The organism is Paenibacillus sp. SRL342 (assembly GCF_984798905.1).
Map to the genome: position 1 here is coordinate 1,188,317 of NZ_OZ481790.1, position 24,419 is coordinate 1,212,735.

20 protein-coding genes are annotated in these 24,419 nt (G+C 46.9%); 17 read left to right on the forward strand and 3 right to left on the reverse strand.

Annotated features, from left to right (window positions below):
• Positions 1 to 178: 178 nt before the first annotated feature.
• The 6 genes from AC4E8D_RS05315 to AC4E8D_RS05340 all read left to right on the forward strand — a co-directional run bounded on the left by AC4E8D_RS05315 (position 179) and on the right by AC4E8D_RS05340 (position 7,361).
• A complete protein-coding gene (locus AC4E8D_RS05315; protein WP_490205943.1) occupies positions 179 to 931 on the forward strand; it encodes a hypothetical protein in 753 nt (250 codons plus the stop codon).
• Positions 932 to 942: 11 nt separating this feature from the next.
• Positions 943 to 2,046, forward strand: a complete 1,104-nt coding sequence (locus AC4E8D_RS05320; protein ID WP_036606281.1) for a toxic anion resistance protein — start codon at positions 943 to 945, stop codon at positions 2,044 to 2,046.
• A gap of 138 nt (positions 2,047 to 2,184) precedes the next feature.
• Positions 2,185 to 2,751 (forward strand): hypothetical protein, encoded by a 567-nt coding sequence (locus AC4E8D_RS05325; RefSeq protein WP_490205944.1) that lies wholly within the window; start codon positions 2,185 to 2,187, stop codon positions 2,749 to 2,751.
• 368 nt (positions 2,752 to 3,119) lie between these two features.
• Positions 3,120 to 4,928 carry an ABC transporter ATP-binding protein gene (locus AC4E8D_RS05330; protein ID WP_405131517.1) on the forward strand — a complete coding sequence of 603 codons (1,809 nt, stop codon included), beginning with the start codon at positions 3,120 to 3,122 and terminating at the stop codon, positions 4,926 to 4,928.
• Positions 4,909 to 6,747: an ABC transporter ATP-binding protein gene (locus AC4E8D_RS05335; RefSeq protein ID WP_490205945.1), complete on the forward strand. Its 1,839-nt coding sequence runs from the start codon at positions 4,909 to 4,911 to the stop codon at positions 6,745 to 6,747. Before AC4E8D_RS05330 ends, AC4E8D_RS05335 begins: the two co-directional genes overlap by 20 nt.
• Before the next feature lie 278 nt (positions 6,748 to 7,025).
• Positions 7,026 to 7,361, forward strand: coding sequence for a hypothetical protein (locus AC4E8D_RS05340; RefSeq protein WP_221818928.1), 336 nt, complete (start codon positions 7,026 to 7,028; stop codon positions 7,359 to 7,361).
• 103 nt (positions 7,362 to 7,464) lie between these two features.
• On the opposite strand, the gene AC4E8D_RS05345 is transcribed toward AC4E8D_RS05340, so the two are convergent.
• Positions 7,465 to 9,072 (reverse strand): bifunctional metallophosphatase/5'-nucleotidase, encoded by a 1,608-nt coding sequence (locus AC4E8D_RS05345; protein ID WP_221818929.1) that lies wholly within the window; start codon positions 9,070 to 9,072, stop codon positions 7,465 to 7,467.
• Between the two features lie 258 nt (positions 9,073 to 9,330).
• Between AC4E8D_RS05345 and AC4E8D_RS05350 the strand changes: the two genes are divergently transcribed.
• The 5 genes from AC4E8D_RS05350 to AC4E8D_RS05370 all read left to right on the forward strand — a co-directional run bounded on the left by AC4E8D_RS05350 (position 9,331) and on the right by AC4E8D_RS05370 (position 13,482).
• Positions 9,331 to 10,329 carry a phosphate/phosphite/phosphonate ABC transporter substrate-binding protein gene (locus AC4E8D_RS05350; protein WP_397376237.1) on the forward strand — a complete coding sequence of 333 codons (999 nt, stop codon included), beginning with the start codon at positions 9,331 to 9,333 and terminating at the stop codon, positions 10,327 to 10,329.
• A 177-nt stretch (positions 10,330 to 10,506) separates the two neighbouring features.
• Entirely contained in the window at positions 10,507 to 11,304 is a 798-nt protein-coding gene (gene phnC / locus AC4E8D_RS05355; protein ID WP_062837418.1) for a phosphonate ABC transporter ATP-binding protein, read from the forward strand.
• Positions 11,301 to 12,152, forward strand: coding sequence for a phosphonate ABC transporter, permease protein PhnE (gene phnE, locus AC4E8D_RS05360; protein ID WP_036672541.1), 852 nt, complete (start codon positions 11,301 to 11,303; stop codon positions 12,150 to 12,152). Before phnC ends, phnE (AC4E8D_RS05360) begins: the two co-directional genes overlap by 4 nt.
• Positions 12,149 to 12,955, forward strand: coding sequence for a phosphonate ABC transporter, permease protein PhnE (gene phnE / locus AC4E8D_RS05365; RefSeq protein ID WP_237176767.1), 807 nt, complete (start codon positions 12,149 to 12,151; stop codon positions 12,953 to 12,955). The genes phnE (AC4E8D_RS05360) and phnE (AC4E8D_RS05365) overlap by 4 nt, the downstream gene beginning before the upstream one ends.
• A gap of 266 nt (positions 12,956 to 13,221) precedes the next feature.
• Complete coding sequence (locus tag AC4E8D_RS05370; protein ID WP_405131521.1) at positions 13,222 to 13,482, forward strand: hypothetical protein; 261 nt, start codon at positions 13,222 to 13,224, stop codon at positions 13,480 to 13,482.
• Between the two features lie 96 nt (positions 13,483 to 13,578).
• On the opposite strand, the gene AC4E8D_RS05375 is transcribed toward AC4E8D_RS05370, so the two are convergent.
• Together AC4E8D_RS05375 and AC4E8D_RS05380 are read right to left on the reverse strand one after the other, a co-directional pair.
• Positions 13,579 to 16,365: a DUF5689 domain-containing protein gene (locus AC4E8D_RS05375; protein ID WP_490206467.1), complete on the reverse strand. Its 2,787-nt coding sequence runs from the start codon at positions 16,363 to 16,365 to the stop codon at positions 13,579 to 13,581.
• Positions 16,366 to 16,587: 222 nt separating this feature from the next.
• A complete protein-coding gene (locus AC4E8D_RS05380; RefSeq protein WP_076213502.1) occupies positions 16,588 to 17,064 on the reverse strand; it encodes an RNA polymerase sigma factor in 477 nt (158 codons plus the stop codon).
• 215 nt (positions 17,065 to 17,279) lie between these two features.
• Between AC4E8D_RS05380 and AC4E8D_RS05385 the strand changes: the two genes are divergently transcribed.
• The 6 genes from AC4E8D_RS05385 (at position 17,280) to AC4E8D_RS05410 (ending at position 24,013) form a co-directional block, all read left to right on the forward strand.
• Positions 17,280 to 17,993, forward strand: a complete 714-nt coding sequence (locus AC4E8D_RS05385) for a response regulator transcription factor (RefSeq protein ID WP_036606313.1) — start codon at positions 17,280 to 17,282, stop codon at positions 17,991 to 17,993.
• Positions 17,990 to 19,456, forward strand: a complete 1,467-nt coding sequence (locus AC4E8D_RS05390) for a sensor histidine kinase (RefSeq protein WP_221818933.1) — start codon at positions 17,990 to 17,992, stop codon at positions 19,454 to 19,456. Before AC4E8D_RS05385 ends, AC4E8D_RS05390 begins: the two co-directional genes overlap by 4 nt.
• The gene (locus AC4E8D_RS05395) at positions 19,453 to 20,616 is read left to right on the forward strand and encodes a hypothetical protein (protein WP_221818934.1); all 1,164 of its coding nucleotides are present in this window, start codon (positions 19,453 to 19,455) and stop codon (positions 20,614 to 20,616) included. Before AC4E8D_RS05390 ends, AC4E8D_RS05395 begins: the two co-directional genes overlap by 4 nt.
• Before the next feature lie 219 nt (positions 20,617 to 20,835).
• Positions 20,836 to 21,519, forward strand: coding sequence for an ABC transporter ATP-binding protein (locus AC4E8D_RS05400; protein WP_490205946.1), 684 nt, complete (start codon positions 20,836 to 20,838; stop codon positions 21,517 to 21,519).
• 18 nt (positions 21,520 to 21,537) lie between these two features.
• On the forward strand, positions 21,538 to 22,908 hold the full coding sequence (locus tag AC4E8D_RS05405; RefSeq protein ID WP_221818936.1) for an ABC transporter permease: 1,371 nt from the start codon (positions 21,538 to 21,540) through the stop codon (positions 22,906 to 22,908).
• 28 nt (positions 22,909 to 22,936) lie between these two features.
• The gene (locus tag AC4E8D_RS05410; protein WP_339182398.1) at positions 22,937 to 24,013 is read left to right on the forward strand and encodes an efflux RND transporter periplasmic adaptor subunit; all 1,077 of its coding nucleotides are present in this window, start codon (positions 22,937 to 22,939) and stop codon (positions 24,011 to 24,013) included.
• Positions 24,014 to 24,419 lie beyond the last annotated feature (406 nt).

Below are 24,419 nucleotides of genomic sequence, written 5' to 3' on the forward strand. Positions count from 1 at the left end.
AATAATGCCTTACGGCATCATCAGCATCGAATATGAAATTCAGCCGAAATGTCCGTTGCTCACGTAGTTTTCCTACGCTCCGCTACTCCATTTCTATCTTCATTCCATCTTCTCGGTACTGAAAACCAGACTTTTTGAATATGCACTTTATGTGTTGTTACAGGCAGGAGGACAAGTAATGTTACGGAAAACGAAGATAGGTATAGGCGCATTGGTCGGTTATGGTCTCGCGGCGATCTCGAGTCCCTTTCTACCGGATGTTATCACGTGGGCGATTCCGGCACTGGCAACTGTGGTCGGGGGATTGATTCCTTCACGTTCCACGCCACGCACACAGGTCGAGGGTTCGTCATCAGCCCCTGTACCCATTACAGATATCGGCAATGAACAATCCCGCTTAAATGGTGGACAAGCGCCAAGCGCAGTGCCAACAGGGGCAAGAGAAGCTTCTCAGGCACAGCCCCATTCGAGCTCCACTCCCGCACAACATGCGGGATCAGAACAAGCGAAGCCTTCCCGGACCGAACCAGATCCTGTATTTGATCCGGTGATTGAGTACCTGGAAGTTCTGGAGGACATGATCATCTCCGAAGGTCAGAAGAACGAGCTGGATAATGAGATCGTGGAGAAATCACTGGCGTTGTTTGCCCGTCTGCAGCGTGTGATTCCTTCCCTTCAGGAACTGAACAACGGGGATATAAACCATACGGTGCGCAGACTGATTTTGAAAGACCTGAACGGTTTTATTAATCCATTTCTGCGTTTAAGTGGAGAAGCGAAACGCAATAATCGGCGTATGCTGCTGAATGGTCTTCGAGACGTAGATTCCAAGATATCGGATATTGTATCAACGATTGAACATAAAGACTTAATGGAGCTCCAGAACAAAGCGGAACTAATACATCAACGGTATAACAGTTCTGAATTATAGGAGGGATTGGCATGGCAACGGAATGGGCTCAGTTGAAGCAGGAAGATGAGCAACGGATTAACCAGGAAGCAACACAGCTTATTCAGAAAGTGTCCCAAAGTGATCCGGCTCACCTGGATACCTTAATGGATGATATCGGCAAGTTGGGCGTGAAAACACAAGAGAGAGCAGGACAGACTCTCAAGCTGCTTGATCGTCCAGTCAATGAACTGATGTCCGGGAACCGGGCAGAGGTATCCAACATGATCCTGAAACTCCGTGATGAATGTGAGAGTTTGCAGCAAAGCAAAAATGTGAGTTTTGTCGGGAAGTTGTTACGTAAAAGCCCGCTGAAAAACTACGTATACCGTTATCAATCCGTTCGCACGAACATTGATGCCATCATTAACGGGTTGCGGGACGGCAAGGACAACCTGGAAGAAAGCATAGTGAACATGCGTCAATTGAAACGTTCTTCCATTCAGGAGATCTACAATCTGCAGACCAAAATTTCCTTCGGTAATCAATTGAAAGCATTGTTCGAAACCGAGATCGCCAAGCCTGAGAACGAGAATCGTAAAGCACATCTGGAGCGTGGGTTGCGCAAAGTGGTAACACGTACCCAATCCATGACAGAGATGATCATGCTGTACAATCAGGCGATCGCAGCTACCGACATCATTAATGATAACAATGACAAGCTGATTGATTCAGTGAACAACGCCATTGATAAAACAGCGAATCTGATCACCGTTTCGGCCATGATTGCCATGGCACTCAATGATCAGGAGAAGGTCATTTCTGCTGTGGAAGCTACGAATAAGACGATTGAAGATCAATTCAAGGAGAACGCCAGATTGTTGAAGACAACAACAGAGAAAACGAATGAACTGTTGTCCAAACCGGCGATGTCCCTTGAAGCAGTCAATCAGGCGATGGGTGATCTGATGTCTGCGCTGGATCTGTCCGAGCAGTCCAATCGCCGGATTATCGAGAGCTGTAATGACTATACCAACAAGATGACAACACTTAACGCCAAAATGAGCGATCGACTGGGTCTGGAAGGGCCGAAGGCTGCTGCCATTCCGGAGAAAAACAAACCGGATTCCAGTGCATTAGGGTCTTTCCTGGATTAGGGTAAGACTCGCTGCATATCGTATCGAGAGTGCTACATGGTTTTATTTTCTACGAGGGACGCTGAGTGCGTCTCTTTGTTTCATTTATTTGATAGAATGAAGGTAAAATCTGGGGTTGTGCAAAGGAGCTTGCTGAACATGCTGGACTTTTCATTTGAGATTATTGATGAGATCAAGATTAATATTCAATACAAATATGGCAGTGAGTTCTTTAACTTTAACCTGTATTATGCGAACGGAAATTGGACGCTGCATCCTTTTGACGGCATACTGATCCAAAACCGTGAAATGTGCAGTCTGATTGTATCGGAGCTGCTCCGTAACAAAGATTTTCATGTCATGTTGGCTAAAGAGAAAATCATCTTATCCCAATTACGCACCAGTGTTAACCTCCAGTCCAATGAGCCGGATGAATGGGTTGCAGATCGAAGAAACGCGGATTATTCCAGTCATGATGATGAGTTGATGGATTACATAGGGAACCATAGTTTCGAAGACATATTACAGCTTGAGCAAAAACAGATTGAGGCCAGGGTGCAGTTCTTCCAACAGATTATTCAGAGAATGTTTATGGAGGGACTTGGACCGGAAGATGCTGATTTTATCAAAGTTCAGGCCGTGATTCGCATATATAAAGAGACATACGATCGTCTTGGTGAGTTGAATGATCATAATAGGGGTGACCGTGGACGTAGAAGATGGTAATGAACATCCCGCTTAGTATGTAAGCAGATAACTATATTCTGCCAAGTTAGGCAGATACTCCTGATTTGCAGGCATGCATTTCTTTTCGATTTGAGATATGCCTAGTAGAGCGGGCAAACTTTAAGTTTTAACTAGTGCGGGGAAGGGAGACCTTCCTTTTTTTAATGCCAAAATGAAGAGAAGTTTATTGTAATGGGAAAAGTAGGGTAATAAGAATAGAAGCGGCATTGTAAAATACGCTATAATAACCATATGTGTACATAGAAATGATTACATATTGGACGCTGTGGAGAAAACAACATGTCTAATGGAGGCTCTGAGCTGGAACGTATTATCGGTTTAGGGTGCTTCAAGCCGGAGGAATGCTTATGATCAAGCTGTTGTACTACTTGAAGAAGTACCGAGTTGCCGCGATTGCAGCCCTGGTCATGATGTTAATTGAGCTTGCGGTGGAGCTGGCTCAGCCTTATCTGATCTCCAAGATCATCGATAACGGGATTCAGCAGGGAGACTTATCTGTCGTCTGGTTATGGGGTGGCGTGCTGGTTGGTAGTGCGGTTGTGGCTTTTGCTGCCGGAATTGCGAGTTCGTTCTTTGCATCCCATGCAAGTCTGGGGTTCGGATACGATCTGCGGGAGAAGCTGTATGAGAAAGTGCAAACGTTCTCTTATGCCGTCTTTAACCGGTTCGCGACGTCGTCCCTGATTACTCGATTAACGGGGGACGTGACCCAGGTTCAAGACACTGTCTTCATGAGTCTGCGCTTCATGACGCGTGTGCCCCTTGTGGTGATTGGTAGCATGATTATGGCAGTGATCGTGAACCCGAGGTTGGGTCTGCTGCTAGTTGTCATGGTGCCTGTACTGCTCATTGTTGTGGTGTGGATGATCAAAAAGGCAGCGCTGCTGTTCCGCAATGTGCAGCGCAGACTGGATGCCGTCAATGGAGTCATCCAGGAGAATCTGACAGGCATTCGGCTGATCCGTGTTTTCGTACGGATGGGCCATGAGATCGAACGCTTTGCCGGATTCAGCGGCAAGCTGATGAAAGGCACAATCTCCGCGCTGCGCCTGACGGAGACCACGATGCCGTTCATGCTGCTAATGATGAACGTTTGTATCATCGCCGTGCTTTGGTTTGGACGAGTCGACATTGCCTCCGGTAATGCAACTGTGGGTGAAGTGGTCGCCGTCATTAACTACCTGCTTCGCACAATTGGTGCCATGTCTGCGTTGTCATGGATTCTGGTAACCTTCTCCAGAGCAAGCGCTTCGGCGCAACGACTGAATGAAGTGTTTAATACGGAGGACACGTCGGAGACTGAACAGACGAAGTCGTTATCAACGTCTGCACCATCTGCTGGATCTATGAAATCTTCGCATTTTCCGCAATCTGTATACCCGGCGAAGAAACAGCGAGCTGTACAGGGAGCGGTTGAATTCCGGAGTGTAGGCTTCAGTTATCCGAATAGTGAAATTACAGTACTGGATAACATCACATTCACGGCAAAAGCGGGGGAGCGCATTGCCATTATGGGAGCAACTGGCTCAGGCAAATCTTCGCTCGTACAGCTCATTCCACGATTATACACAGAGGATCAAGGTAAGGTACGGATTGATGGTGCCGATGCATCAGAGCTGGATCTGTCCATGTTGCGTGGTGCGATTGGTTATGTGCCTCAGGAGGTTGTCCTGTTTACCGGTTCCATACGGGAAAATATTGCCTGGGGTCAGGAAGATGCTACCTTGGATGAGATCGTGGAAGCCGCAAAGCGCGCGCAGATCCATGAAACGATTGAGAATTTACCAAACGGTTATGATACATTGCTGGGTCAACGGGGAGTGAATCTCTCCGGTGGACAGAAGCAGCGACTTTCCATTGCACGAGCACTGGTACGTAGACCAAGGATTCTGATTCTGGACGATAGCACAAGTGCACTGGATGTGGCTACAGAAGGCAGACTGCTGGATGCGCTGGAAGAGTTGTCGTGTACCACGTTTATCATCACCCAGAAGATCAGTTCGACCACTTCGGCGGACCTGATTCTGCTGCTTGATGATGGACAACTCATTGGGCAAGGAAAACATGAAGACCTGATGGAATCGTCAGAGCTGTATCGTCGGATCCATGAATCACAATACGGGGAGGGTGCACAGCATGTTCAAAGCATTCATTGAGCCTTTCCGTCAGCCGCCACCGCCGATTGATCCGGAGACATTACGATCAGGTGGTGGTCGCAAACCCAAGGCACGGGCGAAGAACTGGTCAGGTACGCTTGGTCGTATCTGGACCTATCTGGCACGGCGCAAGGTTAAGCTGTCCATGGTACTGTTGATGGTGTTTGCCAGTTCCGCACTTGCTTTGCTTGGCCCTTACATGGTAGGGGTGGCCGTGGATGATTTCATCGCGGGCGAAGCCGGCGCAAGCTGGACTCGGTTTCTGATTGGATTAACCGCAGTGTACGTTTTGTTCTCTCTTACATCCTGGTTACAAAACATATGGATGATCGAAATTGCACAGGAAACTGTGTTCCGCATGCGGTATGATCTGTTCTCCCATCTGCACAAGCTGCCGATTCCATTCTTCGGTAAACGCCAGCAGGGTGAGATTATGAGCCGGGTGACCAATGATATCGAGAATGTCAGCGGTACGTTGAATAGCTCGGCGATCCAGATTTTCTCGAGTGTACTAACACTGCTCGGAACATTTGGGGTTATGCTCTGGCTCAGTCCGCTACTGACCCTGCTTACCTTTATCGTTGTGCCTTTGATGGCCATCGGCATGCGTTGGATTACGCGCAGAACGGGACCGCTCTTCAAGGAGCGGCAGCGCAATCTCGGTGAACTTAACGGTTATATCGAAGAGACTTTATCCGGGCAGCGGATCATTAAGGCATTCTCCCAAGAGGAGCGAGTGATTCGCGGTTTTGAGGAACGAAATACCCGCATCCGGATTTCCGGTTTCTGGGCACAGACGATCTCTGGTTTTATCCCGAAACTGATGAATGGATTGAACAACCTGAGCTTTGCGATTGTGGCGGGCATCGGTGGTATTCTGGCGATTCAGGGTTCCGTTACGGTCGGGGTGATTATTATCTTTGTGGAATATGCCCGTCAGTTCACCCGTCCGCTGAATGATCTGGCGAACCAGTGGAATACGTTATTGTCCGCGATTGCGGGGGCTGAGCGCGTATTTGAGGTGCTGGATGAAGATGAGGAAGCGAAGGATGAAGGGGCAGCGGTATCTCTGGACAAGGTAGAGGGAGCCGTTCGTTTCGACAAAGTATCCTTTGGATACGATGAAGGGCGTAACATTTTGCATGAGATCAGCTTTGAAGCCAAACCGGGGGAGATGATTGCCCTTGTGGGTCCGACCGGAGCGGGGAAAACAACTTTAATTCAGCTGTTATCCCGTTTCTATGATCCAACAGGTGGCACATTAACGGTAGATGGACGCGATATGACCACCATTCGGCGTGAGAATCTGCGGTCACATATGGCATTTGTATTACAGGATTCATTTTTGTTTCAGGGTACGATTCGGGAAAATATTCGATTTGGCCGTCTGGACGCGACGGATGAAGAGGTGGAAGCAGCCTCCCGGCTGGCTAATGCCCATTCCTTCATTGTACGGATGAAGGATGGATACGACAAAGTGCTCCAGGCCGACGGGAGCGGCATTAGTCAGGGGCAGAAGCAACTACTCGCCATTACCCGGGCAATCTTGGCAGATCCATCCATACTTGTATTGGACGAAGCGACGAGCAGTATTGATACTGTTACGGAGATTAAAATCCAGGAAGGGCTACAACGCCTGATGCAAGGCCGTACCAGCTTTGTCATTGCCCACAGGCTGAACACGATCCGTCAGGCCGACCGGATTCTGGTGCTGAAGGATGGGCAACTACTGGAGCAAGGCTCGCATGATGCATTGCTGGAACAAGGCGGTTTCTACAGCGAGCTGTATTACAGTCAGTTGCGTAAAAAGGCTCAGTAGTCATTTTGGATAATAAGTGACATGTATTAGAAAAAAACTTGTAAGGTATGTAAAAAGAGCAGGGATGAGGGCACGATGCTCCTCACTTCTGCTCTTTTTGCATGTTTTATTGAATAAATTTGGGAAATGGAACTGTGATTGTATGTTAAAATAAGGATATATTGGAATAGGTCCGTTTTTGGAAGGTTGCCAGCGGTTTTGAAGCATGAGAATGAATTTTTACACGTATGCCTGTAGTCAGTCATGTGATGCATTAGAAGAGAGGAGGGCAATGCGGAATGGAATTCAAATTTGGGAATGTTGCTATTCTTCTGCCCCCTGTTCACATTATGATTATCGCAATCATTATTATTTTCATTCTAGTAAGGTGGAGCAAGCAGTTAGAAACAAGACGTTTTACGGTTTTCTTTTACTTTTTGATCAGTACGTTCATTACTCCAATTTATTCTCAAAGTACAACAAAAGGTGTCTTTGAGCTATGGATCCCCGCAGGATTTATTTTGGTTTTCTTTTATTTGATTCGCAGCGAAAGAAATCATCCATCTAAAATGAAAGCAAGTATTCTAGGGTTTGCCATAGCCTTATATCAGTTAATTCTTCAATATATCGGATAACGGGACAGGACAGGATAGGATAGGATAATTCAAATAAGAACAAGTAAGCAATAGGTTGAAAATAAAAGAGCAGATCCTGATCACGGGACCTGCTCTTTCTCATTTAACCTCCAATAACTTTCCAGTTATTCGCCTGACCCACCGTTAACGGTTGATGTCTGCGGATATAATCCTCCACCAGTGCGGCCATGTCCGTGGCACCTTCGTGCAGTACCTTTTTGCCCGGATACATTGCATAATCCCCGCCGCCAGCAGCGCGGTAGCTGTTCATCACCACAGAGTACATGCCATTCATGTCCATTGGCTTGCCTTCATGTTCCAACTTCACAACTCGACTGCCTACAGGTTGGGAGATATCCAGCTCGTATTCCATGCCAGCCCACATATCGTAATTATAATGTTGGGGTTTGGGCTCCATATAAGCCGGATTGACTGCCACCTCGCCAGAAGCATTCACTTCAAAGTAACGCGCCGTTTGTTCCAGTGCCTCCCGGATATCCTGACCACTCAGCTCCAGCACCGTTAGAGTATTAGGATAGATGAAGTTGGATAACACGTCCCGAACGGTGATGTGCCTCCCGAAACCGCGAGCTTCTTCACTCAGCATGGCGGTATTGGAGAGCTGCGCTCCAGTCGCTTCCATCTGTACTTGATGTACAAAAGCAATGAATGGATGTGCCTTGAGTCGCAGAGCCGTAGCATTGGTGATGGATAAATCCCCAGCCACCTCGCCAATGGGTTGATCAAGCCATGCTTGTGCCTCAGTTTCCAGCTCTTCCGTCAGTTTCATGACGGTTGCATCAGGTTCAACCTTATGATGTTCATCCAGAAGTAACAACCGAGCCTTCTTATCTGTAATCTGCCACTTGCCACCCGATGATTGTTCCAACTGAACGGTTACATGTCCCGCACCATTTCCACTGAATCCCGGCTGAATGACGGTTACACCATGAATATTACCTGTAAGCTGACGATGCTGATGTCCGGTAAGCAACACATCGATCCCTTCGATGTCTCGGCAGATGGCATAGCCTTGATTTTCTCCAGTTAACCGTTCTGCGGGCTCGCCTGTCTCCAGATCACTCTCAAATCCGCCGTGATAACTGACAACCATGACATCTGGTTGTTCATGCTCATGGATATAGTTAACCCATGTACGAATGGTCTCCAAGGCATCAAGGAACTGTAAACCCTCAATATTTTTCGGGTGCTCCCAGTTTGGTATGTAATGCGTAGTTGCGCCTAATAAGGCGATTTTGACGCCTGAAGATAAGGTTTTGATTAGATATGGAGGACCGAAGGCAGGTACGTCTGGATGCTCATCTTTTACAATATTGGCAGACAACCAAGAAAAGTTGGAAGCTTCAACGGCCCTGCGTAACAGATGCTGACCATAGTTAAACTCGTGATTTCCCATCACCGCAGCATCATAGCCGAGTTCATTCAGTACTGTAATGAATGGATGCACTTCGTTTTTGGAAACCTGTGAAGCTGCATAGGAGGCCAAGGGTGATCCTTGCAGCAGATCCCCGTTATCCACGAGCATCAGTTCAGGTGAACGTTCACGTTCCTTGCGAATCAGGGAAGCCAGCAGGGCAAGCCCAGCTGGGCGGTAGGCATTGGTGTTGTAATGAATGGGGCGGATGGCCCCGTGCAGATCACTGGTGAACAGAATGTCGAAGCTTGCCGTATGGGTGGTTATGGATGTCATTTTACAATCTCCTCTAATATATAAGTTCAGATATATGGAATTACTATAAAACGGAGAAGACAGATTAACATGAAGAATCGAAATATACGCTGTGATCTCCGATGTTCTCCCTATAACTTCAACCATAATGAGCCTATTCTAACAGATACAAGTCGCGCTGACAGCCTGACAGGAAACTTTACAAAACTCCAAATTTCGTTTCACATCGCGCAAATGTTTGGCAATTATAGTAGATAAGTACTGAAAAATAGAAACTCTTTGGAGGGTGTTCGTTTGAAGAAGTCTGCTTTATTTTTACCATTGTTGATTTTGGTTCTGTTTCTGAGTGCTTGTGGGTCTAGTAGTAGTACAACAGGTTCGGCTAACGGAGATAATTCGAGTTCGAATGCATCCGGTACGTCTAAGGCAGAGACAGAGAAACCTGTCGAAGGTTATGTGCCAACTGAATTGACGGTTCAATTTGTTCCTTCCCAGAATGCAGATACGCTTGAAGCCAAAGCGAAACCGCTGGAGAAGCTACTTGGTGACAAACTGGGCATTCCGGTAAAAGTCAGCGTATCCACCGACTACAACACAATTATTGAAGCAATGGCTTCCAACAAAGTAGACGTAGGTTTCTTGCCTCCGACAGCTTATGTACTGGCTAAAGAAAAAGGCGCTGCGCAGGTTATTTTGCAAGCACAACGTTTCGGTGTAAATGATGAGACTGGAGCTCCTACAGAGCAACTGGCAGATTCATATAAATCCATGTTCATTGTGAAAAAAGATTCGCCGATTCAATCCATCGAGGACCTTAAAGGTAAAAAAGTTGCTTACCAAAACGTAACGTCTTCCGCAGGTTATGTATGGCCAGCAGGTCTGTTGTTGGACAGAGGCATTGATCCATTAAAAGATGTAACACCTGTAACGTTGAAAGGTCATGACCAAGGAGTTATCGCTGTATTGAACGGTGACGTTGATGCAGCAGCAATTTTCCAAGATGCCCGCAACACGGTAGCTAAAGACTATCCGACTGTATTTGAAGATACACGTGTACTGGCGTTCACTGAGCCTATTCCTAACGATACCATTGCCGTTCGTACAGACATGAATGCAGATTGGACTGCGAAGATCAAACAAGCCTTCATCGATATCGGTAAAGATACTGAAGGTCACCAGATCATCAAAGAAATCTATACGCATGAAGGTTATGTAGAGTCCGATGATAGCAAGTTTGAGATCGTTCGTCAGTATGGCGAAAAAGTGAAAGGTGAATAATTCTGATCCAAAAGTAGTTCGGGATCTGTTCACTTTGTAGTCGCTTTCTTGGATGGGAACAGCTTAATCGTAGCAATGGACAGGCCAGTTCAGCGTGATCTACGCTGCGCTGGCTTGTGCCATTATAGCAAGGACTCATGTATGGTTGATCATTATGAATGAAAGAAGGATATTGTCATGATTGAGCTTCATAACGTTACCAAAACTTACGCTAACGGCACCAAGGGCCTGGATAATATTAATCTGAAATTTGAGCAGGGTGAATTCATTGCTGTTGTGGGCCTGTCCGGTGCGGGTAAATCAACGCTCTTACGCTCCATTAACCGACTGCACGACATTAGTGAGGGAGAGATTCTGATTAACGGAAGCTCCATCACGAAGGCACAAGGCAAACGGTTACGTATGATCAGACGTGACATCGGCATGATCTTCCAGAGTTTCAATCTGGTGAAACGGTCCAGTGTACTTCGGAACGTACTCGCTGGACGGGTTGGATATCATTCCACCATGCGTACCATTCTGGGTCGTTTTCCAAAAGAGGATATTGAACTGGCATTCACTGCGCTGGATCGTGTGAATATCTCGGAGAAAGCTTATTCCCGTGCAGATCAGTTGTCTGGTGGACAACAACAGCGTGTGGCTATTGCCCGTGTACTGGCACAGGAAGCAAAAATCATTCTGGCCGACGAACCGGTTGCTTCACTCGACCCGCTTACAACGAAGCAGGTTATGGATGACCTGAAACGTATTAATCAGGACCTTGGGATTACGACCATCGTCAACCTTCACTTTATTGATCTGGCGAGAGAGTATGCGACCCGTATTGTCGGATTACGAGCAGGTGAGGTGGTCTTCGACGGCCCGGTGGAAGAGGCAACGGATGAGCGCTTTGCAGAGATTTACGGCAGACCGATTCTGGCCGACGAATTGCTGGACAAGCAGGCTGTGCATGAGCAGGGAGAAGTTGTGGTATGAAGGGGCAGTCCAACGTTCCACTTCAGAATTCAGGCGGAGTGGGGAAGGAACCTGGTTCCAGCCCGGCTCAAGTTGTGAATCGCCCGAAACCGCCTGGGCGTACGAAACATTTGCTCACCTTAGTGATCATTCTGCTCCTTCTGTGGGCTAGTGCCAAACAGACGGATGCCAGTTTTACGGAGTTGTTTGAAGGTTTCCCCAACATGTTGGATCTGCTGAAGGAGATGTTTCCGCCCCGGTGGAGTTACTTTGATAATATCGTGCAAGGCATGCTGGAAACGATTCGAATGGCCCTGATTGGGACAACCATTGGTGCGATTATTGCGATTCCGGTCTCGATTATCTGTGCCGGTAACCTGATGCCAAGTCGCTGGATCTACTATCCGGCGCGCTTTCTGCTGAACCTGATTCGGACCGTGCCGGATCTGTTGCTTGCTGCTTTGTTCGTTGCTGTGTTTGGTTTGGGGCCAATCCCCGGAATCTTGGCACTGGCTGTGTTCTCGATAGGTCTGATCGCGAAGCTGACGTATGAGACGCTGGAAACCATTGATCAGGGGCCGCTGGAAGCGATGACGGCTGTTGGTATGAACCGGATTCAGCTCATTGTATATGGCGTGGTGCCGCAACTGGCTGCCCAGTTCACATCCTATGTGCTGTATGCCTTCGAAATTAATATACGTGCCGCTGCCATTCTGGGGCTGGTGGGAGCCGGAGGAATTGGACTCTACTATGAGGCCACACTTGGGTTCCTGGAGTATGACAAGACCAGCGTAATCATTCTGTTTACCCTCGTCATTGTTCTGGTCATTGATTATGTAAGTACTAAGCTGCGGGAGAAATTGCTATGATGAAAAATGAAACAAGCCGCATCCGGCCAAAACCACGGAAAAACCCGCTACGCTGGGTCATTGTATTACTGTTAATCCTCTTGTATGTCTGGGCTCTTGCCGGTGTACCGTTTACTGGGTTTAAGGAAACTGCCGCTCAGATTATGAAAGCCATTGTAGCCGGAATTTTCTCACCGGACTGGGCGTTTGTATATTTGCCTGAAGGAGAAGACTTGCTGCGCGGACTGCTAGACACGTTGGCAATTTCCGTACTAGGTACTGTAATCTCGGCCGTGCTCTGTATCCCGTTTGCATTCTGGTCTGCCCGTAACATGAGTGGGCATCGTTCCATCTCGGGTGCAGGTAAAATGGTACTCAGCTTTATCCGCACGTTCCCTGAGATTATCATGGCCTTGTTGTTCATTAAGGCAGTAGGTCCCGGATCGTTCGCAGGGGTTCTCGCCCTTGGGTTACACTCCATCGGTATGTTAGGAAAATTGTACGCGGATGAAGTTGAAAATATCGACTATGGTCCATCTGAGGCGCTGCTTGCTTCCGGAGCCAATCGTATGCAGCAGTTGTGGTTTGCCATCCTGCCGCAGGTTATGCCTGGATTCCTGAACTATACGTTGTATCGTTTTGAGATCAATGTACGTTCCGCGACCATACTGGGGGTAATCGGAGCAGGGGGGATTGGTACACCACTGATCTTTGCACTTAGCACACGGAACTGGCCGCGAGTAGGTATAATTCTGCTTGGTATAATAGTGATGATCACGATTATCGACTTGATCTCGGGGTATATTCGTAAGAAGCTGGTGTAAGGGTTAATGTGACGTTACGAATATACTAGTTGATAAATTAAGATAAGTTGATAGCGTAAGAAGAGAGGGCTATTCGGTGCCGGAATATTGGCAGGGATAGTCTTTTTTTGTGTCTGCAAATAAACAACGTTTTTTGTTGCTCACCTAACCGTTGAGGAATAAGAGGGTTCCAAGAATATGTATAAAATGATTGAATTATTTTCCAAATACATGTAAAATTAATAGATTTCTATATAAAGGGAATTCAGGGATAAGGAAGGTGACCTATGGAATTATTTCAAAATATATGGATTGGGTTTATGGTACTCCTATTACTGTACAGAATGATCTTTCAGAAGTTTAAAAAACATAACAGAGAAAATATTGGACTCAGTGTAATCCTGATTATTTTCACAGGAAGCAGTTATACGTTTACACAGATGAACTTGATTTTTGTCATTAGTGTTATCGCCGTGGCCGCTTATTCTGCTGTATGGAACAGCATTCTATTTGTTAGAAATGGATATGAGCCTGAACGTTTGAAATGAATGAAAAAAACCGAAACCAGGTTGCCCTGTGAATCAGGCAATGTTGGTTTCGGTTTTTTAGTTGTTTGGTTAAACGTTAGGCTTCTTTACTGAGACTTAGCTAGCCAAAGGCAATGCTGTGGTTACTTGTACCGTAATCGTCTCCGTGCTTGTTACGCCTGCGGCGTTGATCAGTTCAGCACGGTACGTGTACGTGCCGTTAGCGCGACCCGATAAGTCCGTTGTAGCGCTTTGAGAAGCTGGTGTTGCTGCGTTCAACGCTTGTGTATCAATCAATACATCATTCTCATAGAGACGGTATTCAGTTGCGTTCGTACCCCACCAGAGGTTCATGGATACGTTGTAGTTGCCATCACCATCCCAGTTGTTTTGGGACAACGTAGCTTTGCCTGGAGCAGCATTGGTTACTTGTACTGTCAGCACGTCACTGCGTGTTGTGCCTTTGTCATTGGTCAGCTCGGCTACGTAGGTATACGTACCGTTGGCTTTACCTGTAATAGCCGTTTTGGAGGACTGAGCCGATGGTGAAGCCGCAGTCAACTTCTGTGTATCGATTAGAACGCCGTTCTCATACAGTTTGTACTCGGAACCATTTTCGCCCCACCAGAGGTTCATGTTTACGTTATACGAACCTTCGAACAGGCCAGTTGTATATCCATTATCAGAAGAAAGCACTGGTTTACCCGGTGCCCCCGCAGCTGGAGTGGAAGGCACTTCGCCTCCACCTTGATCTTCAGCAGGTACAAAATCATTCAAACTTCTTGGTTTCAATTGATATACATCTTTGAAAATAGCGGAAATGCCTGTGATACTGATCTTGTCCCCTGCAACATAAGGGAAGGAAGTATCTGTCACACCTGTACGGGTGTCTACACGGATATGCGTGCTTGTTCCGTCTGCTGCTACCGCGTCGAATTCAAATGATCCAACTGGTGTAGCACTGATGATATTCTCGATTGTTACATCCTTCAATTGAACCAGTTGACCCTGGTTCGCATCTGTAATTGCTGTAATTTTGATTGGAGCAGGTACGGAGGCTGTACCTGTTTTCTCAATCGCAACGATATCGGTAAGCTCAAACTCGCTGTTATAGATGGTTGTTGCTGCCGTTACTTTCACCTTGTCACCAGCATGGAAGCCGCTAGTATGCTGGAACACGTATATTCCAGCAGTTTCATCTTGAAGATAGAAGGCTTGTCCACCAAATGCACCCGGCTCTGTCGTCACAACACCTTCGATCGTTACGGTAGTGCCAGCAGCTTTGGTGCGTGCTTCAGCAACGGTGATACCTGCTGGAATCGGTCCTTCTTCTTCCGGAAGCTGTTCTGCTGGCACATTGCCAACGGTCACGGCATTGGTGATCAGGTTGCTACCATTCAGACGCAGACGCAAGCTGGCAGCGCCAGTTGTACCTGGTTTGATGCGTACGTTCAGGTCTTTGATCGCGCGACCTTTGCTGTCTGAAGTTACACTGAATGTGGAGCTGTAGCCGTACGTAGTCGGCCAAGTGCCACTTTCATTCTGGATCATGGCGACCTGTGTTCCGCCAGTCAGATAGATACCGGCACTATAACCGGATACGGTTGTGTTAGGAGCCATGTTCTCCACAACGACACGAATCTGGAAGTCTTCTGCATTCGGAAGGGTATCCTGTTTCACGAAGCTGTAAGCAGCATTTGCGCTGGATGCAGGGCCACCGTAAGAACCAGCTTTGAACGTGGAACGATCGTACCACTTGTATCCGGCAGCAGGTGCGGACCAAGGTTCAGCCTGTGGTTCTGTGGAAGCAGCCGGCTCTTCGAATGGCAACAACGCTGTAGCTGTGTCCAGTTCAAGTCCGTTCACTTCAGTCAGGCTTGTGTAGTTCTCTTGTGTAGCAAGCCAGTTCACGGTGTTCACGAGCAACACGGCATCATCGGCTTCTTTGAAACCGTCATAAGTTGTTTTGCGTGTGCCTGTCTCTTCACGCAAGTATTTTGGTGATGCATCTTCTACTGGAGAGGAGTCACCGATGAAGGCAGCTTTACCTGCGCCCAGCTTGGATACAGCCACGTATGGACCTTCTTCAATCCCGCCACCGTTGTAGACACCTTGGTCCACCGCGTTATTCCATTTTGCATTGGTTTTTGGCAGGTACACAATTCCTTTTGCTTTTTCCGGATCGGTGATTGCAAGGGTTGAACCGGCGTGCATGGCTACAGCCGATACCCCTTCTGTGATGCCGAAGGCTTGATCTGCCGGTACGACGATATTGGCGTTGATATCACCAAGTGCGTTATAGCGGAATCGTACGCCAAAGTTATCGGACAACCAGTCCGAGCCGGTTACATTTTGCATCACTTCAGAATTACGCTCATCAGTGCTCATACCTTTGGCTGGATCTTCGAATGCTCCCCGACGATAGCCGTTGATGACCTCAGAGCCATCCCAGCGGTTTTTGTTACGGTCGGCATTATAGTGATCTCCAACAAAGAAGATGCTGCCGCCTGTTTCAACATATTGTTTAAGTGCTGCTTGTTCGGATGTTTTGAAAGGAATTTGAGGCTCTGCAATAACGAATACGTTATACTCTTTCAGATCATCATAGGTAAATGGAGTTGTCTTGCGAAGTTCTTTGACATCGTAACCATCATTCGCGAGTGCATTCCCGAAGTCGGAGAAACCTCCATCAATCACCCAGTCTGCAGCTCCAGCCGTTTGGCCGTGAGAGTTGTCGAATAGTACTTTCTTACCTGCATTTTGGTTCACAATCTTTGCCTGGATGAACGGTGCCGGGTCTGTCGGTCCTTCCGCATGAACCGATGCATCTCCGTTCCATAATCCGATCTGAAGTGGCAAAGCCATGGACAATGCCAGGAGTGATTTTAAAAATACTCCTCGCATACCTGTTAATTTATCCAACCAAATCCCTCCCAAATATTAGTTGATTCATGAGTTCGTCCATATTCTACCACATGAAAATCTCACATAGTCATAACAATTTGTAAAAATTAACTCGATATTTGTAAAATTGGGTCTTTTGACATATCCATAGGTAATTCGATCCTGTCTTTATTTATCCAATCTACCTTCGTATATTGATTTCGGCATTAAAAAAGCCATCTCTTATGAGATGACTTTGGCCCGAATTCGATTGACGGCATGGAAGACAGAGGATTTAATCATACCTTCACTCCGATTCACCAGCTCTGCCGTTTCCTTAATGGAGTATCCATGGATGAGGCGAAGTTCTAATATTTTACGATGTTCGGTGTTGTTAATATGGGAAACAAGATCATGAACACCTTCGCTAATTTCAAGGTGGGATGTATCGACGTGGTGGGTAGGTACCTCCAGACGGCTGTCTCGTCTCAGTGTACGGGTCCGCCTGCGGAAGCTGTCCATCGCCAGGTTACGGGCAATGCGTTTGAGATAATAGAGAATGCGATCTTCAGGGATATCCACGGTAACGTTCATTAATCGAATGAAACAATCCTGTGCCAAATCTTCTGCATCTTGCGGTTGTTTGACGATATGGGATAGATACCTCGTGATTTCTGATTTATAGTTGATATAAGCTTCATTAATTCGTGTGCTGTTCATATGATGTGAATCCCCCTTGGATACAGATCAGGCATGGGTCCGGTCTGGTATGAGTCTCTTATGATCCAAGTATATCGGGAGGTTGTTTCCAAAAGGTTCAGAGTTGTATCGGAGTTGTAACATTTCGTGCTTCCCTCTATCCAAGCATACGGCTTGGGATACAAAATATAGGCAGATGAAGGAAATTCATAGAGCAGGGAGATTACGAAAGTATCATGAGACAAAAAGAGATTTTAATTATTGAGGACGAGGAGTCCATTCGCGATATTTTGTCCTATTCGTTACGTAAGGAAGGATTTGAGATCAAGGAAGCAGCTACGGGAAAAGAGGGCCTGGATCTGCTTCGGGATTCGAAGCCGGATCTGATCCTGCTGGATCTGATGCTGCCGGATATGAGCGGTTTTGATGTGTGCAGACAATTATCTGTGAACTCCAAGATACCTGTCATCATGATCACTGCGAAGTCGGACATGCTGGACAAGGTACTTGGCATGGAGCTTGGGGCGGATGATTATATCACGAAACCTTTTGATATCCGGGAGGTGGTTGCGCGCATTCGGGCGATTTTTCGCCGGATTGATCTCATCAGCGAGACACTGGAGAATCAGTCCTATGAGGTTGTAAGGCTAGGCAAGCATATTGAGATTCGCAAGGATGAACGGGAAGTGTGGAAAGACGGGGAACGGGCAGGACTTACGAACAAGGAATATGATCTGTTGTTATTTCTCGTGACCCATCATCGTAAGGTTCATACACGTTCTGAACTGCTGGACAAGGTATGGGGATTTGATTTTGCAGGGGATACCCGAACAGTGGACATTCATGTGCAACGGATTCGCAAGAAACTGGATAGTGGTGTGCAAGGCATTTCGATGATTGAAACGGTATTCGGTGTGGGGTACAAGCTGAATATTCAGGTACAGACATGAAGTGGACGATCCAGTTCAAAATGGTGGTGTTATTCTCTGTCATCGTCTTTATCGGATTCTCCGTTCTGCTGATTCTATCCAATAAGGTAGCTCAGGAGAATATGTACCGGGAAGTGCATGAGGATATGGTGCAATCCAAACGAAATCTGGACATCGCGCTGAATCAATACTTCCTGATCCATAACAAACGCATGAGCAGAGACTCGCTCGAAGCCGGAAGTCGCGAGCTCGCGGAGCAGATTGGATCAGCCGTTGGAGGGGAGATTACAGTATTTCGTCCTGATGCCTCGTCATACGGATCGGTGGGCAACGAGGTTAACGTGGCTAAGCGGTCTGACCATCCTGATATGGAAGAAGCCAAACACTCCCGAATCGCGTACACCACAGTTGTGGATAAAGGCCAGGTCACGGCCAGTCTGTCCTTCCCGCTCCAGACGGATCAACAATTGATTGGAATCGTACAGATGGAGAAGGATTATACGGACTTGTTTAAACGCAACCTTCGTTTTCAAAATACGATCAAGCTGTTCGCAGCGGTTATTTTCGTATTTTTATTTATCGCATCCATCTTTATTTCCCGGAAAATCACACAACCCATCCGTGTACTCACAAAACGTTCTGCCGAAGTGGCCCAAGGGAGTCTGAACGCAGACATCCAGATTACCACCAAGGATGAGATCGGTGAACTGGCTTCAAGCTTCACCGTCATGATTGATCGGATAAGGGAGCAGATTGATGTGATTGAGCGGGAGCGGGATGAAGTGAAACAAGTACAGGCGCGAAGCAAAGTCTTTTTTGACAATGTGACGCATGAATTAAAGACACCGCTCACGACGATTCTGGGATACGCCCAGATTTTGCGAGATAACGGATTCACCGATCAGGACTTTTTTGACAAAGGCATGAATTATATTATCAAGGAAAGCCAGCGTCTCAACACGATGGTTGCTGATATTCTGGAGGTGTCGGTCTCGTCTGCGGTCATTCAGGCGTACCGATTTGAACGTATAGATGTATCGGACATCATTCGTGAAGCTTGTGAGGACATGTCGATTAAGGCGGGCAAGTACAATATAGGCATCCATTATGAGCTGGAGGAACATCAGTATTTACAGGGAGATCGGGATAAGTTGAAGGAGGTCTTCCTTAACGTTCTGGATAACTCAATCAAGTACAGTGATGTGAATTCAATCATCGAGGTGCAATCTTTCCGGTTGGCTGATGTCATAGCTATCGTAATTCGTGATCAGGGAGAGGGTATTGGTGCTGAGGCACTTCAGCATGTATTTGAACCTTTTTACCAGGATAAAGAGATCAATAGGGCGGAGAAAGGCAGCGCGGGGCTCGGCTTGTCTATTGTGAAGAACATCGTTGAACGTCACGGAGGAACAGTGGAGATGAAGAGTATCATGCGTCAAGGGACACAAGTAAATATCAGTCTTCCGGGGGAAATGAACACATGAGACATCCCGGATTTTGGCGTAAAAACCGCGACAGATTGATGCTGTCAGGGCTGTTAATTGCATTTGTCAGCGGAATCTTCGGGATTGGCAGCCTGTTCAGTATCGCAAACCTCAAACCAAGAACCGTAATTTTGCCAGGTGAGCAATTCAATAGCCGTCTGGCGCCGCCACCGAGCAGCACAATTCAGATCGAGTCAGCTACCAAGATTCCAAATGACTTTCCGATCTTTGATTTTGAAGTGGTAGACCGGAACACGATTATATTAAATCAACTGGAATCTTCCTATTCCAGACTTCAGTTGTCTCTCCTGCATCTGGATGATAATGAAGTGAAGAGTATTGCGAGTAATACAGATTACGGTGTAGCGATCAGCCCGGATCACAAGAAGATCATATACTCCCAATACCGGGCGGGTCAGACGCTGAAGACGACGTATGAGTATGTGATTGAGAGCGGGGAGCGTCGCAAGCTTCCGAACGACAACTCCTATTATAGAGTGTTTGTAGGGAACGAATCCTACATCGGTCAGGATGATCTCTTATTCAAACAAGTAGATCTGAGCCAGGGGACGAGTCAAGTCATCTACACATATGATGAGCTGATGGACATGTTCACAGGACCAAGACAAGGGAAAGGTTCGAATGATACGTTTATCGTGATGGATGTCTTGCAGGTTAGTGAAGACCTGAAACAGTTTTATATGCTGGTGATGCTAAAAGACAATTATGCCATCTATCGTGTATCGCTTGAGGACGAGCATGAAGTGAAGGCATATGCTGCAATGGAAGACATTCAACAATTCAAGTTACTGAAAAGTGGTGACATGCTCATCCAGGGAACGATGAATAAGGTACAGGGGCTGTATCGGTATCGTGCAGCACAGGAGCAGTATGATCTGGTATTAAAAGGTTCCATCTGGAACTTCGAACTGGATGCAGAGGAATCGCGAATCGCATACTTTTACCCGATGGATAATCAGAATCAGAAGAATGAGTTGCATATTGCCTACCTGAATGACAGCAAGCTTTCGTCGGATACGGTGATCTACCGCAATATTGATAACTTCATCAATCTGAAATGGAATGACGATGAGCTATTTGCAGTGGGCAGCACGATGGATAAAAGTGAGATGTACCGCTTTAGTTTTAGAGCCTGGTAAGCAGCAAAAGGTACAAGAATATTAGACCTTGGGTCTGGATGGAGCTGGCGATAGCTACTCTGCGGACAAGGTCTTTTTGTTTTGATATTTTACAAGTTGGATACAACTCCGGCCAGCCCGGATACATCTCGAACCTATAATAAAAGGGAATGTGCGACGCGAATCTTTACGTAACAACCTCTGTACATATTTAGTAAGTAGAAAGGAAGACATGTAGCAATGCTTCAAGTTGAACAATTATCCCACTCGTTCCGCAATGGCCAGGGAACCGTGCCGGTTCTTCAAGATATCAACCTGACGATTGGAGAAGGCAAGATGGTGGCCCTGCTGGGCAGTTCGGGTTCAGGCAAGTCTACACTGCTTAATCTGATGGCGGGGCTGATGAAACCGGATCAGGGCAAGATTCTAATTGCTGGACAAGATATTGTACGTTTCAGTGAAAATCGCCTGGCGGAATTCAGGCGCAATCATATCGGGTTTATTTTTCAATCCTATGAGCTGCTGTCCAATCTTATGATCCGGGAAAATGTAGAGTTACCCTTGGTGTTCATGGGTGTAAGCCCTTCGAAACGCAAAGCAAAAGCATTGAAGCTGTTGGAGCAGGTTGGACTGGGGGAAAAGGCAAGCTTATTCCCGTCCCAGTTGTCGGGCGGTCAACAACAACGTGTCAGTATTGCACGCTCGCTCATTACCGAACCCTCGGTTATCTTTGCAGATGAGCCGACAGGAAATTTGGATACCGAGACGGAGGAAGAGATTATTGCGATTTTGCAGCAGCTTAACCGGGATATGAATACAACCTTTGTGATTGTGACACATGAAGCAGAGGTCGCCGAGCAGATGCAGGTCGTTCTTACCCTGCAACATGGGATACTGGTCGAAGAAGCTGTAAGGAAAGTTTGAGGCAAAAGGAGAGGAAATGTGAGAATACGGGATGTAGCACGTATGGCCTGGGGACAGATCATTCGCAGAAAAATGGTCACCCTGCTGTGCATGATGGGGCTGTCCATCGGCTCTGCCGCCATGATCATTGCACTTAGTGTGGGGCAGTCCGTACAGACCTATAGCGAGAGAACATTGAACGACAATTACAAGATGGATGAGATTACGATTACGCCCAATGAAGGCATTCGTACAGGGAACGGCAAGGGGAGCGGTCAGACATCGAAGTTTGAACGGGGCGCGTTGACGTTGGAAAAGATCCAGATTATCCAAAGGCTCCCCCATGTGGTTGCCGTGGCTCCCATGTTAAAGCTGGATTCGCTGGAAATGGTGCTTCCAGATGGTCGCAGTACCTATGTTGAAGTCATTGGTACACAGCTCGAGACCCTGGGTGGGTTTGGATACAAGTATGCTGAGGGGCGTGGTGCGGAAGATGGTCGTATGGCGGTGACCAGTTATGGGACCGCATTCGGACTCGTAGACCCGAAAGTAACTCAGAAGTTATTCGAGCAGTTGAATGCTGATCCATACAACAATGCGCTTTTGGAAGAGTATATGGCGATTGCATCGAAGCAGGATCAGCTCGTCCAGCAGCATGTTCAATTTCGATATGAAGACTTTGTGAATGCAAGCAAAACCAGAATGAGCGGCTCCATACGTGTATCTGGAGAACTAATGAAACCCTCCAATATGGATGATATGACTGCTCAGGGTGACAAAAAAGTATATCTGCCACTCGATACAGCTCGTGCATTGCAGGATGAGCTTGGATTGCAACAGACAGACAATAGTTCGGCCAAACATCTTAACTCGGCCTTGGTCAAGGTAGAGGATAAACGCTATGTATCTCAGGTGGAAGAACAGATCCAAAAGCTAACGTTAAACACACAGAGCAATCTGTTCCAGGAGGAAGCGATGTCAGGTCAATTGGCGATGTACCAAAAAGCGGCATTGGGCATCGGTGGTTTTATCATGCTGCTGGCCTCATTATCCATTATTGTAGCAATGATTATGTCTACGCATCAACGGCGTAAGCAGATTGGTGTAATGAAGGTGCTGGGCGCAAATCTGTGGCAAATCCGCCAGATGTTTATTACGGAAGCAGCGATGCTTGGATTAATGGGCGGTGTGGCTGGTGTGGGGATTGCCTTTGCTGCCCTCGGCGGGGTGAACAGTCTGCTGGCGAGTCAGATGGCAGATCAGATGAATGGTCCGATGACCGTCGTTATTCAGCAGTCGGCTCTGCCACTGGGCATCGTTTTTGCTGTTCTGGTTGGCATTGTATCGGGTATATATCCGGCAATCAGCGCATCTCGGACCAATGCATTAACTGTGATCAAATCGATGTAATTTTATCAGCGAAAGGGAAATAGGGCACATGAAGAAATGGATTAAAATCATCATCACCGTTGTACTTTTGGCAGGTGCGGGGTACTGGTTATATGAAAAGTACAAGCCAAAACCGGAGGCACCTATAGAGATGCCACCCCCGATTACCTTTGATGTGACACAGGAAACGATGACGCAAACGATACAGGTGAAGGGGAAATCCGTATACACCGATCAGACGGATATCTTCGCTCCGTATGCTTCCAACATCAAGCAGTGGAACGTGAAAAGTGGTGAGCAGGTGAGCAAAGGCGATATCCTGTTCACCCTCGATACTTCCACGTTGCAAACAGAAGTTGAACAGTTGCAGAGTGATCTGGAGAAAGCCCAGCTGGAAAATAAGATGAATCAGGTTAGCTTGGATCAGGCGAATATGAGTGAGACGCTTGGCGTGACGGAAGAGGAGCGCAAGAAGGCATTTGCAGACCGGGAAGGCAAACGCCTGACGAATGAATTGAATCAAAAAGCATTGGTTCTCAAGGAGAAGGAGATACAGAAAAAGCAGGCAGTGATAAGTAAGTCTGTTGTATATGCTTCCGCTTCCGGTATATTTCAGATGAATGAAGAGGATAGCAAGACACGTGCGGTGACGGAAGGACAGCTGATCGGATCCATTACAAATATCAGCAAACTGAAATTTATGACGATCGTCGGTGAGGAAGAAATGTTCAGGCTCAAGGTGGGAATGCCGGTTAAGGTGCGAATGACAGCGCAGAAAGACCTGCAATTCACCGGGAAGGTGAGTAAGGTATCCAAATTCGCCCGCAAGAGTACCGATACGGACCTCAAGCAAGCTTCACAGTTTGACGTGGTCATTGATCTGAAGCCGGACGCCAGAATGTATGGAGGCGTGAGTCTGGAAGGCGATATCGAGACAATGCGGAAGGATAAAGTGACGGTAGTGTCCAGTCTCGCGATCATGCGGGATCAGACTGAGCCTTACGTACTGTTAGACAAAGGGAACGGACAGACCGAGCCGCTGACGATCCAGGCTGGAATGGAAACGGGGGACAAGACGGAAGTGGTTAGTGGGTTGAAACCGGGAGACATTGTCGTTTTACCGTAGACGTAGGAAACTATGAACAAGGCATTATATGTAATGACTAGCTAGACGAGCGGTCGATTCGACCTTGAAAAACACAAGGTTCATTGTGGCATATGGCCATGATGAGCCTTTACTGTGGTGAGGGGCAAGGGATGTTCAGATTCCTGCCTGGATTATGGAAAAAAATATAATTAAATTTATATAATTCAATTTACAGTAATATTTACATGTCGTATAATTAGAACATAAGGAGGTGACACCGAACATCATGTTTGTAGATGGATAGGCGAAGACCTTTTTTTTAACTGCTTGAAGAAAGCGCTTACCCGATTTAGGAATCAGACATCCCACAAGTCTTTTTTCACACTTCTTCATGTCTAACACACGTACAACCACACCCACCATATTATACTCATTCGCATGATTC